Here is a 21114-nt window from a genome sequence, read left to right as displayed (position 1 = left end):
GAGCTGATCACGAACCGCATGAACCGCGCCTGAGCGCGCGCCCGCGGACCGCGACAGACAAAAACCTGGGCGGCAAAAACGACCGGCCAGGGGGGCCTGGAGGGGATGACAGGCATGCCTGTGGCAGGCTGAAAGCGGGACGGTCCACCGCGCGCAGCGGGCGAGGAGACGCGGGTAAGCCTTGCCCGGTCGCGGTCAGGGTGTTGAAGGGCCGAGGCCTTTCCCGGGACGCGGGCGGCGCTCCTCGGGGCGCATGTCTTCACAGCGTTCGCCCAGCCGACGTGCGAGGCGTTCCCCTCCGGGCCTTTGCCGTGGCGTTCATCGTGCGTCCGTGCGGCGCACGGGTGGCCGGATGCCTTGGCACCGGCTGTTCCGACGCACAGGATCACCCCCTCCGCTGAAACAGCCGCCTTTCGATCCGGTGGACCGCGAGACGACCGGCCCGTTCCTGATGCGTCAAAGGTCGATCTGGGGGCCGCGGGCAGGGGGAAGGGTCGGCGCAGGTGCGGGTGGCGGGACGGGCGCCGGGTCGGGCGCCGGATTGGGGACCAGGGCGTTCAACTGGTCCAGCGGCGGGGGCGGCGGGGCGTCGGGCTTGCGGCGGATCAGGATGTCGCCGTTGGGCAGGCGCTCGGGCGTCTGATAGTTCGCGATGTCGTCCATCAGCCCGGTAAGCTGCCCGAAGGCCGGGCCATAGTCCGACCACGCCCCCTGCAGCTCGCCCGCCAGGCCTTCCAGATGGGGCTGCGCCCGGGTCAGCAGGTCCTGCATGATCCCCTCGATCCCGCGCTGGATCGGGTCCTCGCCGCTCGGCGGGGGTGTGCCGGGCGGGGCGGTCTGCGGGGCGGCCGCGGGCGGATCGTCCGCCATCGGCATCTGGAACGGCGTCGTCTGCGCCACGGCCTCCCCCAGCGAGAGCGCAAGCGCGACCGGAACCGCCGGCACGAAACGAAGCAGGGACATTCGCAGCACCTTTCCAGAGGGGGACAGCGGGCCGCTGGCCGCCGTGACGCCTTTTAACCCGCAGGGACGCCGGGACGTTCCCGTCCCGCGGAGGTGACGGGACGGCCCGCGCGCTGAACGCTGCCGGCGTCCGGCGCGAGTGGCCGCAGACCGCGCGCCCGACGCGCCAGCCGCGCAGGCGTGATGGGCCGCGCGGCCATGGGCCCGGACCCATTTCGGCTGCGCGCGGCGGTCGGCGGCCGATCCGGCGGGACTGCCTGCGACCCGGGCGCCGCGATGCTGTCCGCTGCCGCACGCTGCGCGCCCCAAGTTGCAGCCGCGCAGCGGTGAAGGGTGCGCGCCGCGTCGCGCCTCGCTCCTCCAGACCCCCGGGGAGGCGGCATCGGCGCGCGACCCGACCCCAGTCCGGGCCTGCGTCACCCGCGCGTGTCAGGGGGGCGGGGCAGCCGCAGACGAACGCGGCGCGTAGTTGGCGCGGTACGCCTGCCAGGCGGCGTTGATGGCGCGGGTGCGCGCCTCGGCCAGCCGGACAGCCTCGGGCGGCAGGCCGTGCGCCTGCGCGCGGTCGGGATGGCTTTCGCGCACCAGTTCGCGCCAGCGCGCCCGCGCCTCGGGCAGGGGCGTGCCGGGGGCGATGCCCAACACGTCGCAGGGGGGGCAGGGGTTGTCGCGGTCGTGGCGTGCCGCGATGGCCGCGACCGTGTCCGGCGGGACGCCGAAGATGCGGGCGACCTCGTCGATGAACAGGCGTTCGGCCTCGTGCAGGCTGTGATCGGCGCTGGCGATGATGTGCAGCCCCTCGACCACATCGACCAGCACCGGGTCGCCCGGGGGAAACAGGGCCGCGATCCGCTGCGCCCACAGGTCGAACCCGGCCACGTCCTTGCGCGCGAGGTCAAAGACATGGGCGGCGTGGCGTTCCTCGGCGCGGGGGATCTTGAAGATGCGGCGAAAGGCCGCAACCTCCTCTCGGGCGACGCGACCGTCGGCCTTGGCCAGCTTGGCCCCCAGCGCGATGACCGCGATGGTGAAGGCGACCGAGCGTTCGGGCGGCACCGCCGCGCGCGGCCGGCCGACCATCGCGGCCAGCCTGTCGCCCATACGTTGCCAGAACCCCCGCGGCGGGGGCAGATGCGGGGCCGAATCGCGACGCGGCGCCGTCCCGGCCGCCCGCGGATCGCCGGCAGGGGGGGCCAGGTCGTCCATTTCGCCACTCTAGCCCGGACCGCGCCCGCGAGAAAGGGACGAGGGCAGGGCGGCCCGCCGCCTCAGCCCAGATCCTTGCCCATCAGGACGAGGTCGTGAAAGCGCCCGAACTTCCACCCCGCGCACGGGATGCGTCCCCAGGTGCGATAGCCCAGCCGGTCGTGGAAGGCGATCGAGTCCGCGTTGGACGCGGTGATGGCGCCGATCATGATGCGCCCGCCCGCGCCGCGCGCATGGCGTTCCAGCGCGCCCAGCAGCGCGCGGCCCAGGCCCCGCCCGCGGGCCGCGGGCGCGGCGTGGATCGAGTGTTCCAGGCAGCGCGCATAGCCCGCGCCGCCCCTGAACTGGGCATAGGTGCCAAAGGCCAGCACCCGCCCGTCCGCCTCGGCCACCATGAACGCGTGCCCGTCGCCCTGCCGCCCGGCGATCATCGCCGCGATCTCGGCCCCGGTCCGTTCCGTCGGCCAGAAGGTGATGGCCGTGTCGCGGATGATCGGGTTCCAGATCGCCGCGATGTCCGCCGCGTCGCGGGCCGAGGCGTCGCGGATCAGGGGCGCGGCAGGGTCGCCGTCCGTCCGGGCGCCGCCCATCAGCCCCGGTGCGCCCCGGCGGCAAGGCCCGCGACAAAGTCCAGCACCTCGTCCACGCTGTCCCCCCTGGCGATGCGCGCGACGATGGCCGATCCCACGACGCAGCCGTCCGCCACGCGCGCCACGGCCTCGGCCGCCTCGGGCGTCGAGATGCCGAAGCCCACGACGACCGGCAGGTTTGCGGCCGCGCGGATGCGCGCGACCTCGGGGGCGACCTCGGCCGCGTCGGCGGCGGGGCCGCCGGTGATCCCGGTGACGCTGACGTAATAGACAAAGCCCGAGGTGTTCGCGACCACGGCGGGCAGGCGCCTGTCGTCGGTGGTGGGCGTCGCCAGGCGGATGAAGTTCAGCCCCGCCGCCCGCGCGGGCAGGCACAGTTCCGCGTCCTCCTCGGGGGGCAGGTCGACGACGATCAGACCGTCCACGCCCGCCTCGACCGCCTCGGCCAGAAAGCGGGCGACGCCGCCCTTTCGCGCATAGATGGGGTTGTAATAGCCCATCAGCACGATCGGCGTGTCGTCGTCGGTCTGGCGGAACTCTCGCACCATGGCCAGCGTGACCGTCACGCTGCCGCCCGCCGCCAGCGCCCGCTGGCCCGCCGCCTGGATCGTGGGCCCGTCCGCCATCGGATCGGTGAAGGGCATCCCCAGTTCGATGATGTCCACGCCAGCCCCCGGCAGTCCGCGCAGCACCGCCATCGAGCGGTCGCGGTCGGGGTCGCCCGCCATGATGTAGGACACGAACGCCTTGCGGCCCTGGGCCTTGAGCGCGGCGAAGCGGGCGTCGATTCGGGTCATGCGTGGGGTTCCCTGGGGTTGTCGGATCGGCGACCTTGCTAGGCCATTGCCGCGGCGCGGAAAACCCCGTCGCCGGTCCCCCGCGCTTTACGCCCCCTCGCCCCTGACCTAGAAGGCCGCCAGACCGCAGGCCGCGGGCCGGAAAAAGGATGGGATCATGGGCTTTCGCATGGGGATCGTGGGCATGCCGAACGTCGGCAAGTCGACGCTGTTCAACGCGCTGACGCGCACCGCCGCCGCCCAGGCCGCGAACTTTCCCTTTTGCACCATCGAACCCAACGTGGGCGAGGTCGCCGTCCCCGATCCGCGGCTGGACCGTCTGGCCGCCATCGCCGGGTCGCGGCAGATCATCCCGACCCGCATCACCTTCGTGGACATCGCGGGCCTGGTGAAGGGCGCCTCGCGTGGCGAGGGGCTGGGCAACCAGTTCCTGGCCAACATCCGCGAGGTGGACGCCATCGCCCATGTCCTGCGCTGCTTCGAGGACGGCGACATCACCCATGTCGAGGGCCGCGTGGACCCGGTCGCCGACGCCGAGACGATCGAGACCGAGCTGATGATCGCCGACCTTGAATCGATCGAGCGGCGGCTGGCCAACCTGTCGCGCAAGCTGAAGGGCGGCGACAAGGAGGCGCTGGCCCAGGATCGCCTGCTGCGCAGCGCGCAGGCCGCGCTGGAAGCCGGCCGCCCGGCCCGCACCGTCCCTGTCGCCGCCGACGACCGCCGCCTGTGGGACCTGCTGCAACTGCTGACCGCCAAGCCTGTCCTCTATGTCTGCAACGTTGCCGAGGAGGACGCCGCCCGCGGCAACGCCCAGTCCGACCGCGTGGCCGAGATGGCGCGCGCCCAGGGCGCAGGCCATGTCGTGATCTCGGCCCGCATCGAGGAGGAGATCAGCCAGCTGCCCCCCGACGAGGCGCAGATGTTCCTGGCCGAGATGGGGCTTGAGGAGGCCGGGCTGGATCGGCTGATCCGCGCAGGCTATGCGCTGCTGGGATTGCAGACCTATTTCACCGTAGGCCCCAAGGAGGCCCGCGCCTGGACGATCACCCGCGGCACGCTGGCCCCGCAGGCCGCCGGCGTCATCCACGGCGATTTTGAAAAGGGCTTCATCCGCGCCGAGACGATCGCCTACGATGACTATGTCGCCGGCAACGGCGAGGCGGGCGCCCGCGAGGCCGGCCGCTTCCGCGTCGAGGGCAAGACCTACGAGGTCAAGGACGGCGACGTCCTGCATTTCCTGTTCAACGCTTGAGGGACCGCCCTGTGTGCCGGGGCGGTTGCCCTGCGTGCGAGGGGGGCAGCAGGCGCTAACGCGCGCCGCGCGTGCTGAAGGGCGGCAGGGCGGGGCCGGATGGGACAGAATGCAGCCCGGGGACATGCGGACGCACGAGCTGTAACCTGACCCGGCCGCTTCCGGATGGGACAGGACGGAACGGGGTTCAGCCCGGACAAGGCTGCACGGGTCGTCGGCTACACGAGGCCCTGCCGGATCGGACTTGGCAGGACCGAACGGGCTGCGGCTGGACGGGGCCGCACAAGTGTTCGGCCGCATAGGTGTTCGGCCTCACGGTGCTGCGGTCAGACGGGGCAGGGCAGGGCGAGACTGCCGCCCTGCGGACCGGACGAAAATCTTGTCTTTCGTGGCCCGAGCCCCTTGTTCCGCCCGCCGCCCTGCTGCTAGACCCCGCGGCGGAGACGTGGCCGAGTGGTCGAAGGCACACCCCTGCTAAGGGTGCAGGCGGGAAACCGCCTCGAGGGTTCGAATCCCTTCGTCTCCGCCATGACCTTTCCGTAAGTCTCAGGAATTGTTAGTTGATTAGTGGTTTTTTGCCGGCAGGGTAGCAAACAGGGTAGCATCCGGCCGGCGGGCGCGGCGACGATGCGCCGCTGCACGATCATACAGATCCGTTCAGCTTTCCGGAAGACCTCCATGTCTCGGGCGACCTGATCAGGGCTCGAGTCTCCTTCTCTGCTCGTCGTCCTGCGCGCCGACGGCTCCGGCCCGGTGGTCACGACTTTGAGGCCACTCGAAGTTTGCATGGAACAGGAGCAGTGCATTGTGCTGCTCCCTCTCCTTGGCGCCTGCGATCGAAGGCTGTGCTGCAAGGACTTGGCCCCAGCGCCCATGCTCGCCTGCGCCGCCGTCGTTGCGACATCCTGAAGAAATGGCTCTGCATGATGACGGCAGTGGGCAACGAGCCGCCATGGATGTGCTGGGCAAAAGACTCCTTTGAGACCACATGTCCGAAGCAGAAGCTCTTCAATCCTGCTGCTGCCCTCGTAGTGGAGGCGACCTCGCAGCAGCGGTCCACGTCCAGAATGTGGTTCTCGACCGCCAGCGCTCCGTAGTGCGTGCAACCCGCGTGCAGGCCACGGCATGGAAGCTCTCTGCTACTGGGCAGAAGCTCGCCGAACCTTTGGCCGACCACGTCAGTGAGCCCGCTGTGCCAGCGGACGGCGGGGTTTCACCTCACGGAACACCAGGTCCGCGATGCCGTCCCCGGCGTCGGCACAAGCTCGATCAAGCTGACGTATAGGTCGGCCGCATCAAGCATGTTTCGGTATTTGGCGTCGCTCTGCCGGACTGTCTGGGTGGCCAGCACTGGCACGCTCTTCTCTGCTTCGCGTTGGGCCAGACAGGCGTGCAGGCGAAGGCGAAGCAGCTTGCTGCGGGGGGAGGTCGGGTCGACGAGTCGAAGGTCCTGGCCGAGTGCCCTCCCGGACCGGCTTTCAAGGACCGTCGAACTGGTGCTCGTCCTGCCCCACTCCGGCGCTACCTTGAACGCTGGTCCTGCACGGGGCTCCCTTGCCCCGTGCTCACATCCTCCAGCGGGTCAATCTTTCCCTTGTCACTCCTGATGCGGTTCCCCCCTACACTTGCGGCTCCTGTTCGATCGACCAGGTCATCATGCCGCGCGAGGTGTGGCCGCGAAGGGTGAGGCCGTGGGCGGGGCGGTCCCGCAGGGGCACGAGCATGCGGCCGACGGACTTTGCCGAGGGCCGGGGATTGCTGCCTGTCAGTGCACGGAGGACCACGCCGTGATCCCGGTTGTCCGGGCTTTCGATGAAGCTTGCGACCTCGGCCGAGGTGAATGTCTTCTGACCGAAGATCTCATGGAGCACGCCGAGGATCTCGGCCTCCTCGCCCGTGTCGACGGCGGCCTCGACGGCCTGGCCGACAATGGTGATCGGGTCCACATAGAGGGTTGGCGCGAGGTGCGCAGCAACCCAGGCGACGGTCTGCCGCACGAGCCGGTCCCACTGCGGGAAGCTGTCCAGCTCTCCGGGCGCGTTCCACTCCGGAGCAGATTTGGCGGCGCGGATGAGTGTCAGGCAGGCCGTGACGATCTCCGGCCGCCGCGCAAGCACGGTCCGCGACAGGTCGGTGACGGGCTTTGCTCCCAGCGGCCGCGGCTCGAGCCGGCAGGTGATCGTGCGCCGGGCCAGCTCCTTGACGAAGGACAGGTTGGTGCCGGTCATCAGGACCATGGTCTTGATCGGAATGCGCCCCTTGATGAGGGTCTGACCGAGCTTGCGGTCCGACCAGTAGGGGGAGGTCATCAGGACGCAGAGCGCTTGGCTCGACTGGGTGTCGCGGGCGTTGTCGAGGATGAGCACGCGCGGATCGTCGGTCAGCAGGAAGGCCGTGATGAACTTCCGCCCCTCGACCGGGTCGGTGATGGCTCCCCCGTCGGTCACCGCGGCTTCGACGCCGAGTGCCAGGGCCGCGATGCCGCGCGCGAGGCTCGTCTTGCCGCTCCTCGCATCGGTGGCCTCGATCACCGTCATGGGGGCCATGTCGAGGACGGGCCGGACCACCGCGGTCAGGAGCCCGCACAGCGCGGCCGTGCGATCACGCCCGGAGATGAACCGGAAGTGGCGCAGGAGCCCCGTGAGGAGCGCCAGGGCGTTCCTGGCCTCTTCTTCGCTCGGGGCATCCGCGACGGGCGGGAAGCTGTCCGGCGGATAATCGAAGACGATGCGTGTCTCCGGGTCATACCCGAGGCTGGTGACGACGGAGCCATCCAGGCGCACGGTCGGCATCGAGGCCACCGCGTCGAGCGGTTTCAGCCCCCGATCCTGGCTCGTGAGCTCAAGCAACCGGTTGACCATCTTCGACGGGGCGTCGATGGGGTCGACGACCGTGTTCTTGTCCTGCCGCCTCTCCACCCCGAAATCCATCTCCCCTTCGAGGTAATGGCCCAAGGCCTCTCGCCCCAAAGGCACGATCCGGCCCGAGGACACGACACATGGCTGATCACCGAATTCGAAGAACCTGTGGCCTCGCCCCATCGCGGCCAGGGTGGCAACCGTCGCCTCGCGCGTTCTCCCTTTCTCGCAGAGGATCAGCGGACGCTCGCTCTCCAGCCGGTAGTCCGCTTCCCCATGCGCGAAGCTCTTGAGCCGGGGACCACGCCCCGAGAGCAGCAACTGCCCCACGGGGCGCCGGTCATGATAGTCGGGCTCCAGCGGGTCAAGCGTGCGGCAGCCGTCGTAACGCAGCGGGTTGTCCAGGATCTCGGCAACCGAGAGGCAGGTGAACCGGCCCGAAGACCGCTCCGTCTCGACATGGATGACGAAGTGGTAACCGAGCACCAGATCCGACTGGGCGCGGATCAGGGCCTCCAGGCAGGCCTCGGGAGCGGCGCCCGTGACCTTGGCGAAGGCCTTCTTCTGACGTTCGAAAAACGCCTGCCGGATGCGATCGGCCGCGGGGCTCCGTTCGGCACGCGCCTGCTCCTTGACCAGCTTGAGGACGGCCGTCTCGTGGGACGTGAGATCGGGCAGGTGCTGTGCGGTGTCGAAATACATGATCAGGTCTCCTTTTCGATGAGGACGGGATGGCCACGGCGCTGCACGAGCCCGGGCCCGACAGAAGCGCCGGCAGCGAAATCCAGGCGGATGGGCTGCCATACGCAGCTGTCCACGATTGTGCGGGGCAGCAGACGGCCGTCGCGGGTCAGCTTCATGTAGCCGTGGCCCTTCTCCCACAGGCGGTCGAAAATCGCTCGGCCGGCGCGGGGAATGTCCTGCGCGCACTTGACGACCAGGTAGAGCCGCTGTCCGCGCAGTCCGGTCAGATCGCGCCCGGTCGCCACCTCGCAGATGTGGGAGGACGACGACGGCACCCACAGCATCTCGGCCTGCCGCAGCCCGGGAACCGCAGTGCGCAGTGCCGCGACAAGGGCGTCGCGATCGAGAGGTTCCTGGTCCTCGTCCGGGTCATGATCCAGCATCATGATGCCCGCTCCGCTCGGCCAATCGAAATGATCGTTGGTGCGGGCGATCACGTCATCGCCGTGTTTCGCAGCACCAAGGGCGCGGCCCGTGACGATGCGCGTGGCCCTCCGGTTGACCGGCACGCCGAAGACAAGCGCTTCGCTGGTCTTGAGGCCGGAGATGACCTGTCCGAATTCGGTCAGGTCATTCACCTCCATGACCTCGAGGGTGCCCTGCCAGAGCTGCGCCGAGGTGGTCTTCGTGAGCGCGCCATTCGTCAGCGCGTAGTGTTTCGCCAGGTGTGCCGGCCGCCTGGAGATGATTTTCGTGAACTGAAGTGCCATGTCGAACCCTTGCTGCTTGGGTCCAACATCGCTTTTGCCGCCGCTGATCTCAGGGGCCGACAGAACGTTCCATGGGGCCTTGACAAACGTCCCGCTGGGATTACCGGGGGTAGAGGTTCCTCAGAGGTCTGCTTCGGATTCCCGGCTGAACTCAAGATCCCGCGGTCGCGCCGCGCGCTCTGACGCAGCTGCTGGTCCGGATCGATGTCCACGCCGTCCATGGACCTGCCGTCCCAGCAGGTATGGCCGAGCGCGACGGGGCAAGCGTTCCATTTCCTCGCGGCGAACCGCGGCACCGCAGGTCCGGCACGGTATGATCCTTGCAGACGAGTTCTTGAGGCCGGTCAGAAAGGCGATGCCTGGCAGGTCATCTCCAGCTCCCGGACCAGCAACTTCGTTTCAAGGTGCAGGGGCCCATGAGCCGGGGACGCCTGTTGCTTGGTCAAGGGCACGCGCGGGCTGACCATCGGCGATCCTGCGGGTTCTGGCGATGCTATCGCGGAGGCAGGATCCTGATGCGGAACAGCGGCTGCCCGCCGGGGAAAGCTTCGGCTATCTCGAACATGGCCGGCGTCGGCTCCGTTTCGATACCGAGCAGATCGGCGAGTTCACTCAGAATCGGCATGAGTCCGTGGAGAGCGACCTGGAGGCGCTCTTCTGGCGAGCGTCGGACGTGGGATGCCAGGTGAGTGACCGTCCGGCGCAGTTGCGCATCCGAATGGAGCGAGAAGTCTAGGAGGAGCCAGAAGATCTCGAACGGGAACCGCTTGTCGACATGGGGGTGCCAGATTTCCTTCACGCCGGGTGCGAGGCCCAGCAGATCGGCCTTCTGCTGCGCCTCGCCGCGGTCCAGGAAGTCGCGCGGAAGATAAAGCGCGATCAGCGCGCGGATGAAATCGGACGTCCATGGCCCTTTTGCTCCACCAAGCTTGCGCCTGGTCTTCTTCAGCTGCTCCTCACCGATCCCCTGAGGCTCCTGATACCAGCCGGGCTGCTCCAGGTAGCGGTCCAGCAGGATGCGGCCCTCACGTCCGCGCGCAGCCAGGGCGCACTGGCCGTCCTTCAGCAGGATGAAGGTCCGGCGCAGCCACATGTCGAAGTCGAACTTGGCACCCTTGCCAGGACGGAAGCCCTGCCCGGGGCGCAACAGCCGGCGGTCATCGAGGGTCGAGAAGGACAGGCGGTCGAGCAGTCCCACGACCTCGATCAGGGGGGACGGCACGGGATCCCCGCTAGCAGCCCCGATGTGGCCGCGATCGTCGGTCTTTCGGGACACGGCACGCGCAGCGCGCAGGAGATACGACACCGATGCCAGTGGATCTACGGGATGGCCGCCGTTCTCGAGGACATCACGCAGCGGATAGCGTGGGGATTTCATGAAGCATCATCTTGATTGAAAGTGTTGGTTTGTTTGTTTGTTGGTTTAGAAAAGGACAGGAAATGAAAACAGGATGGCGAAAAGAAAGAAGGCTCATGTGATTCAATCGTAAAGCACTCAAACCCTCCCCGTCTGCTGTCGATCTGTCCTGGCGAAAGGTCAAGCCGGTCGCCTGCTGATCCGGCCTTCGTGGCTGCCAAAGGACATGACAGCCCGGTCCCTGTTGTGCAGGCGGCACGGTTGCAGGTCGAGTCCTCTCGAACGTGATCAAGATTGCCTCGCGCCAGGACACTTCCGCTCGATCCTCATGGGCGCAGGCAGCGGAGTCACAGTGGAGCGCGCACTAGGCGGGGAGTCGGTCGCCCCAAGTCCCTGGGCGGTTCCCGTTGGTGTCTCCATTTTGACGCGGCAGGACGGATCACTTCAGCATGGGCGATTTCGCCATGTGATGGTCGGCGCTCTTGATCATGTGCCTGCTCTGATCGTGCTCGCCATACGTATCCGCCTTCCGGCTAGCCTGTCAGTTGCCTTCGAAACCTGCCGCGGCATGTGCCGGTCGTCGCCCCGCCGTGTTGGGGTCCTGCTCGAACCGCTTTTCAAGGACCGGCCTGGCACCGGGCATCCCCGCTTCCGGCCAGACCTTGCACCCTCCTTGCCGAGTGTCCGTTCACGCCGTCCGATCGTTGGGATCGAAGGCGCGGTCGTCATACGCGACAATCGGCAGCGTCTTAAGGAACTGCATGAGCTCGCTCCGCTTCCAGCGGATCGTGCCCGCGGCAAGGCGGCGGGGCTGCGGAAAGCTCGGATCGCTGCGCAGCCAGCGATCGATCGAGGCCTCGCTCACGCTCAGCATCTCGCACAGGTCAGCCTTCTTCAGAAGCTGGAGGTCGGGCGGCACGACCGGGATGGTGCCGTCAGGGTTATGGGTCATGGAGTCCTCTGCAAATGTTGACACGCTCGGCGGCCAGGTGCAGAGAGGACGTGTTCAGGATCCCTCGCGTGGCTACCGATTGGCGGCCGCGCGAGTTCCGCGTTGCCAAGGGTGAAGTTAAACCCAAGGGCCGGTTCGCGCCAGCAGCGCAGTTCGCGGTTGCGGGTCAAACCTGTGGACAACCTCACGAGCTGGCTGGAGTCCAACAGCAGTTGCTGCGGGAAGATGAACGGAGTCCAGATGAACGGATTTCGGCGTTGTTCAAAACACAGCGCAGTCTCGGAAGTCTTGCCGTCTCTGGATGACGGCGGACAGAGACGACAGCGGACTCCGTTGGTCTACGGTGCTGCCGGGGACCAGGGGGCCGGCACATTCAGCGGGTCTCGCGACCGCCACGCAGACGGGCAGCGATCTCCTGGGTTGGACGAGCGAGCGTGAAGGCTGCCCCGCGAGAAAGGTCCAGACTTCCTGGTTGGACAAGAAAGGGAGCCGACCGGTCTTGAGGCTGAGCGCAAGCGCTGCGGGTGGTAGGTTGGACGCATACCGAGCCCATCAGGCCAAAGCGGGTCTCAGGGGCAGGGAACAGGAGACCCCGCCTCATTTACTTGGGCTATCGGTCCTCAATCCCACCGCGTGGATGCCCGAGAGATGTGCGGATAGTATGCCCAGAGGGCGCAGATGCCCTATTATCCGGCCGAAAGACCAACGCTTTCGTCGCCACTGTGACCACGCGACCCTCCCGCAGGCGACACGGTTGGCGCCCGACCGGGTGGCCAGATCTTCGGCAGCGCGGTGGACTTGAGGCCGGCTATGCTCGCTCCCGGCTCGGAGCGGGTCACTGTCAACCGCTCGGCGCCCCGTGCGTGAACAGTGCCCTCTGACCAGCGAAGGCTCACTGGTAAGCCGACCGGGTCTCCCCATGGAGCTATTGCTGAATTTGGGTGACGCGGCTTGATCAGGCGGCGCGGCTTTGGTCGGCGTCGGGTTGAGCGACACCGTCGGTGACTCTGACGCTTCGATGAGGCGGGGCAACTGGTTCGTTCCGTTGAGCTTGCGCCATGTCTTCGATGCGGCCCTGACGAGGGTGAAGACCATCAGCTTCGCGGTCTTCTGCGACAGCGCGCCCTTGGTCCGGACGGTCCGGTGACGGACGGTGGCGAACACGCTCTCGATCGGGTTTGATGTGCGCAGGTTGGACCTGCACCGGTTCCGTTCCGGTCTTCTGAGAGCGATGCTTGCCACGAAGGAGACCGAATATGGCAGCGATACGCAGCGACGAGTTCAAGCGGGATGCGGTTCGCATCGCGCTCACCAGCGGGCTGACACGGCGACCCATCGGCATGGCGGAAGGCCACAAGCCAGAGCCGCACCGCATCTGCGCAGGACTCGCCGGCCCAGGCCCGATCGATCGGCCGGATGGTGCGGTCGGCAGTCATCCGCTGCTCGAAATCGGGGATGGTGTCGAGCCAGTCCAGGGTGTTGCGCACCAGGATGGGGCAGCCGGTCCGCAGGACATCGCCCAGGCGCGGCATCAGGCTGCGTCGGATACCTTCGGGCCAGTCCATCTGGCGCAGCGCATCGAGCGCGCATAGCCGGCCCGCGGAGGCCAGCATCGGGGGCATGGAGACGTGGGCGGCGGCGATGGCCGTGGCGAAGACATCACGGGTGTCAGTCATGGCGTGGAGTCCGATCAGCGTTGTCCGCCGTTGCGGGGACGGGCGGGGTGAGAAGGCCGGCTATCACCCCGGGAAGGATGGTTGGCAGGATGCGCGCGCCGGATGTCCGGGCCCCGGAACATGATGCCGGTGTGTCTCGCGCGGGAATGGTCGCGCGGTCAGCGGTCACAGGTGCCGAGGTATTCGAGGAGTTCGGCCGCGACTGCCTCGATGTCGAGCTCGCCGGGCCACTGGAGGCCCTGGGCGTCGAGGGAAATGACCGTGCCCTTGTGGATGCAGCGTGTCACCAGGATTCCCGGAACCACCTGGCCGCTATCGCTCTCGAGGTCGGTCGAGATGAAGTTCAGCGTCAGCTGCTCGACCGTGTCGGTGTATTGGGAAAGCGCCATGATCATCTCCTCTTGCGTCGGTCATCCGGCCGGCTCGCACGAAGGAGAGGCGGCGGGATGAGGGCAGCGTCTTCGTGGCCCTCCGCCGAGTCGGGAGGCCCTGCCATCCTTCTTCTGCACGCGGGGCGGCCTCGGCCAGATGCGGCTCAGACGGCCATTCGGGGCTCCTGCGAGCCTTGTGCACCATGGGTGTTGTGCCATCATCCCCCTATCCGCTGATTCCGGGCGGTGTCCGCTTTTCACGGAGGTGACCGGCATGGCCATCAATCAGAGAAAAGGCACGAACGGGGCCGATCTGCTGATCGGCTCGCGCGGCCGCGACCACATTCTCGGGCTCGGTGGCGACGACAGCCTGCTGGGGGACGGGGATGTCCTGCGGGGCGATGGCAGCAAGAAGGTCGCCCTGCGGGGCGATGCAGACAGCCTGCAGGGCGGGCATGGCAACGACCTGCTGTGGGGCGACGGGCGCATCGTCCTGGGCGGATCCGGCGCCGGGGCCAGGATCACCGGCGGCGATGACCGCCTGCAGGGCGATGCCGGGAACGACACGCTCTACGGCGATGGCACGATCGAGACCTGGGACTATGCCGGCACCTCGATGATCAGCGGCGGGCGTGACACTCTTCTTGCCGGATCCGGCGATGACGTGATGTTCGGCGATGGTCACCTGGACCTTGGTCCGGCCAACGCACGCGCCCTGATCATCGGGGGCGCTGACGCGCTCCATGCCGGCGACGGCAATGACATCCTCTATGGCGACGGTCTCGTGCAGGGCTGGATGTCTACCAGCGGCGACATCACCGGTGGCGACGACGTCCTGGACGGCGGCAAGGGTGAGGACACGCTCTACGGGGATGGCGTAATCGCGCCGGGCAGTTTCTCCGATGGCGAGTTGCGGAGCGGCAGGGACAGCCTGCAGGGCGGCGCAGGGGACGATCTCCTCCATGGCGATGGTGGAATTGCCGTCGGCAGGTCCGGGGCAGAGTTCGTTGGCGCGAACGACAGGATCTGGGGAGAGTCCGGCAACGACCTGATGTCGGGCGATGGCTGGGTCTATGGCGGATATGTCGGGCTCACGGGGGGCAGCGACACTCTCGACGGCGGGTCCGGCGACGACACGATCCGTGGAGACGGAGAGACGAGCGCCGCACCGGGCCACAACCTCGGCACAGCCGACCTGACGGGCGGCGATGACACGATCCTGGCGGGATCTGGGGCAGACTCCGTGCTCGGCGACGGGTCTACTTATACCAATGGTGAGTCCACCCTCATCGGCGGATCAGACAGCATCGACGGTGGCAGCGAGAACGACACGCTCTACGGCGACGGAACCATCGGCGCGGGTTCTGCGGCGTCTCTATCCGGCGGGGAGGACACGATCCTCGGCGGTGACGGCCATGACGTGATCTACGGGGACGGCACGGTAGAGGGCGGAACCACGCCGACAAATGGACGCGCCGAGCTGACCGGCGGAGACGACAGGATCATCGGCGGCCGTGGCAATGACGCTCTCTGGGGCGACGGCACCGCCACAGGCGGCTTTTCGTCGGTCCTCACCGGGGGTGCGGACAGCTTCGTCTTCCGGGACGGCGACGGGCGCGACCGGATCATGGACTTCCGCAGCGAGGACGACGACGTCCTCCAATTCGAGATCCGGAAGCTGAGCTGGTCCGACCTCGACAGCAACCGCAACGGGACGCTGGACGACGCGGATCGCTTCATCGCCCTGGACGATGGCGACACCCGCATCGACTATGGCGCGGCCTCCCGGACGGGCCGGTGGGGCGAGGACGTGGTGACGGTGGTCGATGTCACGGACCTGACGAGATCGGATGTCCTGTTCGGCTGAGCCGTAGCGTCGCGGCCGGTGCGCGCGGCCCGGCCGCGCGCGCCTTGAGCCCACGCGAGGTGCCTGCCGGCTTTGTGCACCATGGGCGTTGTGCCATCATTTCCGTGGCCGCTGATTCTCGGCGGTGTCCTCTTTTCAAGGAGTGACGGGAATGGCCATCAATTACAGAATAGGCACGAACCAGATAGACGTCCTGATCGGCTCGCTGGGCCGAGACCTCATTCGCGGGCTCGGCGGCGACGACCGCCTCTGGGGCGATGGAGACGTCCGAGGGGGCGATGGCGAGAAGGCCGATCTGCGTGGCGCTACCGATGCGCTGTTCGGGGGGCTTGACGACGACATGCTGTGGGGCGACGGGCGTGTCACCGCGAACGGCCTTGGGGCCGAGGCAACGGTCAACGGCGGCAATGACCTTCTACATGGCGGCGCCGGGCGCGATACGCTCTACGGCGATGGCACGACCGAGACCGGATCAAATGCAAGCAGTTCGGGCATCCGCGGAGGCCGTGACATCCTTCATGCAGGCTCTGGCGACGACTTGCTTTACGGCGACGGTCTTGTCACTGGCGGCCGACGTGCCTGGATGCTTGGTGGCGCTGACAGCCTGTTTGCCGGCGACGGCAACGACGAACTTCTGGGAGACGGTTTCGTCACTGGCGGGGCGCGAGCCCGGATGCATGGTGGCGCTGACAGCCTGTTTGCCGGCGACGGCGATGACGAAGTTTTTGGAGACTGCCTCATGGTGGCGATCGATGCCATCATGGTTGGTGGCGCCGACTTTCTGGACGGCGGCAACGGAAGCGATAGCCTCCTCGGCGACGGCCTCCTTTCGGCGCGCTTCGGCGACCGCGCGGAGATGACGGGCGGCCAGGACGCCCTGCATGGGGGTGCCGGCAACGATATCCTTCTCGGCGACGGCGTCATCCTCGTATTGTCCGGATCCACGGCTATGCTGAATGGCGGTGCAGACACGATCCTCGGCGGTGACGGCAATGACATGATCTACGGCGACGGCACGGTCGAGGCAGGGTCCCAGGAGCTGTCCGTCGGCCTCGCCGAACTGACGGGCGGAGACGACAGGATCATGGGCGGCCGTGGCGATGACACTCTCTGGGGTGACGGCACCGCCACAGGCGGCTTTTCGTCGGTCCTCACCGGGGGTGCGGACAGCTTCGTCTTCCATGACGGCGACGGGCGCGACCGGATCATGGACTTCCGCAGCGAGGACGACGACGTCCTCCAGTTCGAGATCCGGAAGCTGAGCTGGTCCGACCTCGACAGCAACCGCAACGGGACGCTGGACGACGCGGACCGCTTCATCGCCCTGGACGATGGCGACACCCGCATCGACTATGGCGCGGCCTCCCGGACGAGCCGGGGGGGCGAGGACGTGGTGACGGTGGTCGATGTCACGGACCTGGCAAGATCGGATTTCCTGTTCGCCTGATGTCTTTTCCAGGGAAAGCCCGGAGTCCGGTCCTTCGAGGCCCCCCGTGGGCAGGTCCGCGTGCGGCCTGCCTGCGCATTCCAGCGATTGTGGGCGGCCATTCCACGTGATCGTGGGCGCGCATTCCAGCGCATCGTGGGCGCTCGTTCCAGGATGATGGTAAGCGATGGGGTGGACGCCCCCCGGCGGCATCGATGTGCCAAGGTGGCGGGTGTTGAAGCACCGGTACGGAGGGGAGCGTCCATGGGAGAGGTTAGCATCATCGGCCTGGATCTGGCCAAGAACGTGTTTCAGGCGCATGGCGCCGGGGCGGACGGATCAGTGGTCTTTCGCCGCAAGCTGTCCCGGGCGCAGCTGCTGAAGTTCATGGCGGCGCAGCCACCCTGCGTGGTGGCAATGGAAGCCTGTGCCAGTGCGCATCACTGGGGCCGGGCGTTCAGCGACCTCGGCCACGACGTGCGGCTGATCCCACCGGCCTACGTGAAGCCGTTTGTGAAGCGGCAAAAGAACGACATGGTCGATGCCGAAGCGATCGCGGAAGCGGCCTCGCGGCCGACGATGCGGTTTGTCGCCGTCTCGTTTCTCAGAATGGAGAAACCAAACCCGGAAACCTCGGAGGGCGTTGCCGCTTGCGCCTAATACGCCATCGCACTTGCAATGGTCGGGCCAAGGCCGGCGCCGATTTCGATCCAGTCGGCAAGCTGCGGACCCTCGTTCCAGACCAGCCGCACGGTGGACATGAGAAGCTCCACGATGTCGCGCAGAACGCCCAGCACGGAAGTCAGTTGATAGGCGGCAACGGTCAGCTTCATCGGCGGTTCTCCATGCGGGATGCCGCGCTCCGTCACGGGCGGCGGCAATTCGAACCAGATCGGACGATATGTCCGACCAGATCCCCATTTCAGAAATCCAGATGGAGAACCTGATGTCGTTCAGGATGCAGTCCCATACATCTAACCGTCCCCTGCAGGGGGCATCAAGATATCAGGGCGTTAGGCATCTGCGTCATCATACGGATGATTGTAATACCTCGCCAGAATCAACGCAAGTGGTATCCATGGCTGCCTGCCGCCAACACATAACCTGCCCGCACTACCGTCTACCGTCTGCCGAACCAGGTCATTTCGCCTATCGATATCCGCAAAATGCCTCGATCGGAGGAGTTCCCACCGGTGAATTGCTCCTTTTATCGACCCTGGCGCGCCGCGCCGATCCGGGGACGCGAACTCACGTGGACAATGGCACCGGATCGGGCGTTCGCACGACCGCCGACCAGCTGCGGCGTGCGCCCTTCAGCCAAGAGCAGGTGCGGGCCGACGTGGCCGGACGACACTACGCCCTTCTGCCATTCGTAGCGACACAATTCCGAGTTGGGGTATCTTGGTCCCGTGCGGTTCAGTGTCTGCGCCATGCGAACGAATGCGGCGTCCACGACATCCGCAGCAGAACAGACTGGCACGATGCGGTTGACTTCATTGCCCTTTACCGTAGTATAGCCGCATGACCCCGATCGGCATCAATCGCGCGATACGCTGACCTCCCCGCCCGGAAGGGCGATTATGGGATGGTGCGCGCGTGAGGTCGAGTCTTCTGCCAGACATAACGAGACCGGCTTGATCTGACCCGAATGGGTCCGTCGCCCTCCCTCAATTCCTTTCTGACAGTCGATGTGCGGGAGGCACTTCATGGCCCTGTTTCCGATCATGCATGCAAAATGGCCAGAGCTCTCAGGCCGGGAGATCGAGGCTCGCCTGACCAGGTTTCTGCTGGACCTCCGCCGCCGGCGCGAGCCGGATGCCTGGCAGGACAGGGTGGCGGAACCGGGAGAGGACGGCAGTCCCGACGATGTCCCGGTCACCAGCGACGGCGGGACCTCGTGGACCTTCCTGACCTTTGCCGAGAAGACCAGGATCGCACAGCGTGCGGATCGCCTGCACAAGCGGCAGCTTGCGGCCTCGGGTCTGCACCACCTGGACCGGGAGGATCAGGCGCGGCTGAAGGTGCTCGGGAGGGGGGTCAGGCTAGCCCGCATCCCTAACGAGCACCGTGCCGACGAACTGGCGGCGGAGCTGCATGCCGAGATGCCTTGGATGGCGCCCGCGACCGAATACGCCTGGAACGCCATGCGGCGCTCGGTGCGGGACGGGGAAGCAGGCTTCCGGCTGCCGCCGGTCATCCTTGATGGGCCACCCGGCATCGGAAAGACCCGTTGGGCCCGCCGGCTCGGCCAGCTGATCGGAGCCGAGAGCACGGTCGTGGATGCCACGGCCGAAGCGGCCTCCTTTGCAATCGTGGGCTGCCAGCGGGGCTGGTCGAGCGCCCGACCTGGTCGGCTGCTGGACCTCGTCGTGGCGAAGCTCTCCGGCAACCCCATCATGGTGATCGACGAACTCGACAAGGCTGGTCACGCCCGCTCGGACAAAGGCGTGTCCTTCGGCCTGGCCGAGGGGCTCCTGCCGCTCCTCGAGCGCAGCACCGCGGCCACCTGGACCTGCCCCTACTACCGGGTCGCCCTCGACATGTCCTTCGTGTCGTGGGTGATGCTCACGAACAGCCTGAAGCCGCTGCCCGAACCGCTGCTGAGCCGTTGCACGGTGATCCGGCTGTCGGAGGTGTCGCTCGCCGATCTCGTGACCTTCGCGGACCATGAGGGGCGCAGCCGCGGGTTGTCCGAGGCCTCTGTTGAGGCGATCGTGGATGCCCTCCAGGCGGCATCACCCATGGTCAGATCGCGCCCCAGCCTGCGCACTGTCCTGCGGATGCTGGAGCGCGCGTCCGATCTCGAAACCAAGCCGAAGGCCATGTGATGAACGGCCCCCGGCTATCCACGCGCGATCTCGCGTTCATGCAGAGATACCCTGTGGTCTTCGGGTGCGGGCCCCGGCAGGTCGGTCAGACTTCCCTCGCCCGGGGACTGGCGATCGGAGACGGCTGGCTGCCGCTGCTCGACCAACTCTGCACTGGCCTGTCCCAGGTTATCGCGGAGGATGGCCTGACCGAGTTCCGCACCCTGCAGGTCAAGGAGAAGTTCGGCGGGCTCCGCTTCTGCGTCACCGGTGGCAACGATCGGGCACGCGTCCTCATCGAGGCCGCGGAACGCGAAAGCCTGCGGACCTGCGAGGGCTGCGGCGGGCCCAGCCTCCGGCACGATCTCGCTGGCTGGATCACCACGCTCTGCAACTCCTGCCTCGACCGAAAGCGCGCAATCCTGGAGAGGGACGACCCATGAAGGTTCTGGTGACGGCAGATCTGCACTTCGACAGCTGGTTGCGGTCAGGGCGCAATCCCTATGGCAGCATCCTGCCGGTGCTCGAAAACCTCAATGCCCTGATCATCGCCGGCGACATCGCCGACAACCCGGTCCATGGCTGGCCGAACTTCTTCGGCTGGCTGAAGCATGTCATCGACCCGGGCAAGGTCTGGGTGATCCCCGGCAACCACGACTACTATGGCTGGCGGTTCGACGATGACGAGGGCCTGCGCCGGATCGCCGAAGGCTGCGGCGTGAACTTCGCCCAGAAGCGCGTCATCGAACTGGATGGTCACCGGTTCCTCTGCTGCACGCTGTGGACCGACTTCCGCCTGAGCGGCGACCTGATCGGCGCCATGCGAGCGGTGCAGGATGGCCTTGCGGATTACGACCGCATCACCATCGGGCCCGACCGCCTGCCGATCGACCCGTCGGACACCCTCGATCTCCACCACGACCATCTGCTCTGGCTGGAGAGCGAGCTTGGCAAGCGCTACGCTGGCCGCACCATCGTCGTCACCCACCACGCGCCGCACCCCGAGGTGGCCGGATCCATCGACAGCCTGTCGGCCGGCTTTGCCTCCAACCTCGACGGCTTCATCCGGCGTCACCATCCTGACGCCTGGTTCTTCGGGCATACCCACCGGCTCCTCGGCGCGTGCATCGGCCAAGGCGCGACCGCCACACGGCTGATCAACGTGTCGCTCGGGTATCCGTCCGAGGTCTACCCCGACAGCGAGGCGCAGAAGCGACTGGTCCGCGGCCTGCTCCTGGGTGACGAGACGACGACAGAAAGAAGATGAGCCTACGGAATTCGGCCCACAAGGAGCGGCGAGAGCTTCGCGGCAAGTTGGGAGATGGGCGTTGATCACGGGTTGGGTAGCCCCTCCCGACGGCGGTGGTGCCCCTGTGGTCCCGACAGAGTCAGGAGGATTGAGCTATAAAGGAAGTCTTAATCATCGACGTTGACCGGGCCGAGAGTGTCCGATCTTCTGTGTATCGCTGATCTGGTCCATGCTTCCTGAGAGGAGCAAGGACGATGACGATTTCCAACGAACTGCTGGACGAGTT

The 21114-nt window shown here is 67.1% G+C and carries 17 protein-coding genes, 1 tRNA gene and 2 pseudogenes; 9 read left to right on the top strand and 11 right to left on the bottom strand.

Annotated features, from left to right (window positions below; genetic code table 11):
- Positions 1 to 456 precede the first annotated feature (456 nt).
- From DPQ23_RS14115 to trpA, 4 genes are all read right to left on the bottom strand, one after another.
- A complete protein-coding gene (locus tag DPQ23_RS14115) occupies positions 457 to 963 on the bottom strand; it encodes a hypothetical protein (RefSeq protein WP_112875426.1) in 507 nt (168 codons plus the stop codon).
- A 429-nt stretch (positions 964 to 1392) separates the two neighbouring features.
- Complete coding sequence (locus DPQ23_RS14110; RefSeq protein WP_240602801.1) at positions 1393 to 2064, bottom strand: molecular chaperone DjiA; 672 nt, start codon at positions 2062 to 2064, stop codon at positions 1393 to 1395.
- Between the two features lie 167 nt (positions 2065 to 2231).
- Positions 2232 to 2759 (bottom strand): GNAT family N-acetyltransferase, encoded by a 528-nt coding sequence (locus DPQ23_RS14105; RefSeq protein ID WP_112875424.1) that lies wholly within the window; start codon positions 2757 to 2759, stop codon positions 2232 to 2234.
- Positions 2759 to 3556 carry a tryptophan synthase subunit alpha gene (trpA, locus tag DPQ23_RS14100; RefSeq protein WP_112875423.1) on the bottom strand — a complete coding sequence of 266 codons (798 nt, stop codon included), beginning with the start codon at positions 3554 to 3556 and terminating at the stop codon, positions 2759 to 2761. The genes DPQ23_RS14105 and trpA overlap by 1 nt, the downstream gene beginning before the upstream one ends.
- A 157-nt stretch (positions 3557 to 3713) precedes the next feature.
- Here trpA and ychF point away from each other — a divergent pair, with 157 nt between their 5' ends.
- Positions 3714 to 4811 (top strand): redox-regulated ATPase YchF, encoded by a 1098-nt coding sequence (gene ychF, locus DPQ23_RS14095; protein ID WP_112875422.1) that lies wholly within the window; start codon positions 3714 to 3716, stop codon positions 4809 to 4811.
- Between the two features lie 439 nt (positions 4812 to 5250).
- Positions 5251 to 5340: transfer RNA gene (locus DPQ23_RS14090), tRNA-Ser, on the top strand.
- 1090 nt (positions 5341 to 6430) lie between these two features.
- On the opposite strand, the gene DPQ23_RS14085 is transcribed toward DPQ23_RS14090, so the two are convergent.
- From DPQ23_RS14085 to DPQ23_RS14065, 5 genes and pseudogenes are all read right to left on the bottom strand, one after another.
- Positions 6431 to 8371, bottom strand: coding sequence for a hypothetical protein (locus DPQ23_RS14085; protein WP_112875421.1), 1941 nt, complete (start codon positions 8369 to 8371; stop codon positions 6431 to 6433).
- A 2-nt stretch (positions 8372 to 8373) separates the two neighbouring features.
- On the bottom strand, positions 8374 to 9123 hold the full coding sequence (locus DPQ23_RS14080; protein WP_112875420.1) for a hypothetical protein: 750 nt from the start codon (positions 9121 to 9123) through the stop codon (positions 8374 to 8376).
- A gap of 493 nt (positions 9124 to 9616) precedes the next feature.
- Positions 9617 to 10501, bottom strand: coding sequence for a hypothetical protein (locus DPQ23_RS14075; RefSeq protein WP_162630768.1), 885 nt, complete (start codon positions 10499 to 10501; stop codon positions 9617 to 9619).
- A 667-nt stretch (positions 10502 to 11168) separates the two neighbouring features.
- On the bottom strand, positions 11169 to 11432 hold the full coding sequence (locus DPQ23_RS14070; protein WP_112875418.1) for a helix-turn-helix transcriptional regulator: 264 nt from the start codon (positions 11430 to 11432) through the stop codon (positions 11169 to 11171).
- 955 nt (positions 11433 to 12387) lie between these two features.
- Positions 12388 to 12626 (bottom strand): annotated as a pseudogene (locus tag DPQ23_RS14065) (IS256 family transposase); the annotation flags it as partial.
- A 62-nt stretch (positions 12627 to 12688) separates the two neighbouring features.
- On the opposite strand from DPQ23_RS14065, the gene DPQ23_RS14060 reads away from it, so the two are divergent.
- On the top strand, positions 12689 to 13024 hold the full coding sequence (locus tag DPQ23_RS14060; protein WP_112875417.1) for a hypothetical protein: 336 nt from the start codon (positions 12689 to 12691) through the stop codon (positions 13022 to 13024).
- A 242-nt stretch (positions 13025 to 13266) separates the two neighbouring features.
- Here DPQ23_RS14060 and DPQ23_RS14055 read toward each other — a convergent pair whose 3' ends face one another.
- Positions 13267 to 13497 carry a hypothetical protein gene (locus DPQ23_RS14055; RefSeq protein WP_162630767.1) on the bottom strand — a complete coding sequence of 77 codons (231 nt, stop codon included), beginning with the start codon at positions 13495 to 13497 and terminating at the stop codon, positions 13267 to 13269.
- Between the two features lie 256 nt (positions 13498 to 13753).
- Between DPQ23_RS14055 and DPQ23_RS14050 the strand changes: the two genes are divergently transcribed.
- From DPQ23_RS14050 to DPQ23_RS14040, 3 genes and pseudogenes are all read left to right on the top strand, one after another.
- Positions 13754 to 15346, top strand: coding sequence for a calcium-binding protein (locus DPQ23_RS14050; protein ID WP_162630766.1), 1593 nt, complete (start codon positions 13754 to 13756; stop codon positions 15344 to 15346).
- A 151-nt stretch (positions 15347 to 15497) separates the two neighbouring features.
- Positions 15498 to 16793: a calcium-binding protein gene (locus DPQ23_RS14045; protein ID WP_112875414.1), complete on the top strand. Its 1296-nt coding sequence runs from the start codon at positions 15498 to 15500 to the stop codon at positions 16791 to 16793.
- A gap of 243 nt (positions 16794 to 17036) precedes the next feature.
- Positions 17037 to 17369 (top strand): annotated as a pseudogene (locus DPQ23_RS14040) (IS110 family transposase); the annotation flags it as partial.
- Between the two features lie 59 nt (positions 17370 to 17428).
- Here the strand turns inward: DPQ23_RS14040 and DPQ23_RS15515 are convergent.
- Positions 17429 to 17605 (bottom strand): hypothetical protein, encoded by a 177-nt coding sequence (locus DPQ23_RS15515; RefSeq protein ID WP_162630765.1) that lies wholly within the window; start codon positions 17603 to 17605, stop codon positions 17429 to 17431.
- Between the two features lie 873 nt (positions 17606 to 18478).
- On the opposite strand from DPQ23_RS15515, the gene DPQ23_RS14035 reads away from it, so the two are divergent.
- From DPQ23_RS14035 to DPQ23_RS14025, 3 genes are read left to right on the top strand one after another with little or no spacing between them, the layout of a single operon-like run.
- Complete coding sequence (locus DPQ23_RS14035; protein ID WP_112875413.1) at positions 18479 to 19600, top strand: AAA family ATPase; 1122 nt, start codon at positions 18479 to 18481, stop codon at positions 19598 to 19600.
- Complete coding sequence (locus DPQ23_RS14030) at positions 19600 to 20022, top strand: hypothetical protein (RefSeq protein ID WP_112875412.1); 423 nt, start codon at positions 19600 to 19602, stop codon at positions 20020 to 20022. Before DPQ23_RS14035 ends, DPQ23_RS14030 begins: the two co-directional genes overlap by 1 nt.
- Positions 20019 to 20846, top strand: coding sequence for a metallophosphoesterase (locus tag DPQ23_RS14025; RefSeq protein WP_112875411.1), 828 nt, complete (start codon positions 20019 to 20021; stop codon positions 20844 to 20846). Before DPQ23_RS14030 ends, DPQ23_RS14025 begins: the two co-directional genes overlap by 4 nt.
- Positions 20847 to 21114 lie beyond the last annotated feature (268 nt).

It is taken from the genome of Paracoccus endophyticus, from assembly GCF_003286075.1.
GTDB lineage: Bacteria > Pseudomonadota > Alphaproteobacteria > Rhodobacterales > Rhodobacteraceae > Paracoccus > Paracoccus endophyticus.
The sequence above is the reverse complement of the archived record's forward strand: the minus strand, read 5'-3'. Positions and strand labels throughout refer to the sequence as shown.

Coding starts and splice junctions, on each gene's coding strand:
- DPQ23_RS14115 (WP_112875426.1), bottom strand. CDS start 963: ATGTCCCTGCTTCGTTTCGTGCCGGCGGTTCCGGTCGCGCTTGCGCTC.
- DPQ23_RS14110 (WP_240602801.1), bottom strand. CDS start 2,064: ATGGGCGACAGGCTGGCCGCGATGGTCGGCCGGCCGCGCGCGGCGGTG.
- DPQ23_RS14105 (WP_112875424.1), bottom strand. CDS start 2,759: ATGGGCGGCGCCCGGACGGACGGCGACCCTGCCGCGCCCCTGATCCGC.
- trpA (WP_112875423.1), bottom strand. CDS start 3,556: ATGACCCGAATCGACGCCCGCTTCGCCGCGCTCAAGGCCCAGGGCCGC.
- ychF (WP_112875422.1), top strand. CDS start 3,714: ATGGGCTTTCGCATGGGGATCGTGGGCATGCCGAACGTCGGCAAGTCG.
- DPQ23_RS14085 (WP_112875421.1), bottom strand. CDS start 8,371: ATGTATTTCGACACCGCACAGCACCTGCCCGATCTCACGTCCCACGAG.
- DPQ23_RS14080 (WP_112875420.1), bottom strand. CDS start 9,123: ATGGCACTTCAGTTCACGAAAATCATCTCCAGGCGGCCGGCACACCTG.
- DPQ23_RS14075 (WP_162630768.1), bottom strand. CDS start 10,501: ATGAAATCCCCACGCTATCCGCTGCGTGATGTCCTCGAGAACGGCGGC.
- DPQ23_RS14070 (WP_112875418.1), bottom strand. CDS start 11,432: ATGACCCATAACCCTGACGGCACCATCCCGGTCGTGCCGCCCGACCTC.
- DPQ23_RS14060 (WP_112875417.1), top strand. CDS start 12,689: ATGGCAGCGATACGCAGCGACGAGTTCAAGCGGGATGCGGTTCGCATC.
- DPQ23_RS14055 (WP_162630767.1), bottom strand. CDS start 13,497: ATGGCGCTTTCCCAATACACCGACACGGTCGAGCAGCTGACGCTGAAC.
- DPQ23_RS14050 (WP_162630766.1), top strand. CDS start 13,754: ATGGCCATCAATCAGAGAAAAGGCACGAACGGGGCCGATCTGCTGATC.
- DPQ23_RS14045 (WP_112875414.1), top strand. CDS start 15,498: ATGGCCATCAATTACAGAATAGGCACGAACCAGATAGACGTCCTGATC.
- DPQ23_RS15515 (WP_162630765.1), bottom strand. CDS start 17,605: ATGAAGCTGACCGTTGCCGCCTATCAACTGACTTCCGTGCTGGGCGTT.
- DPQ23_RS14035 (WP_112875413.1), top strand. CDS start 18,479: ATGGCCCTGTTTCCGATCATGCATGCAAAATGGCCAGAGCTCTCAGGC.
- DPQ23_RS14030 (WP_112875412.1), top strand. CDS start 19,600: ATGAACGGCCCCCGGCTATCCACGCGCGATCTCGCGTTCATGCAGAGA.
- DPQ23_RS14025 (WP_112875411.1), top strand. CDS start 20,019: ATGAAGGTTCTGGTGACGGCAGATCTGCACTTCGACAGCTGGTTGCGG.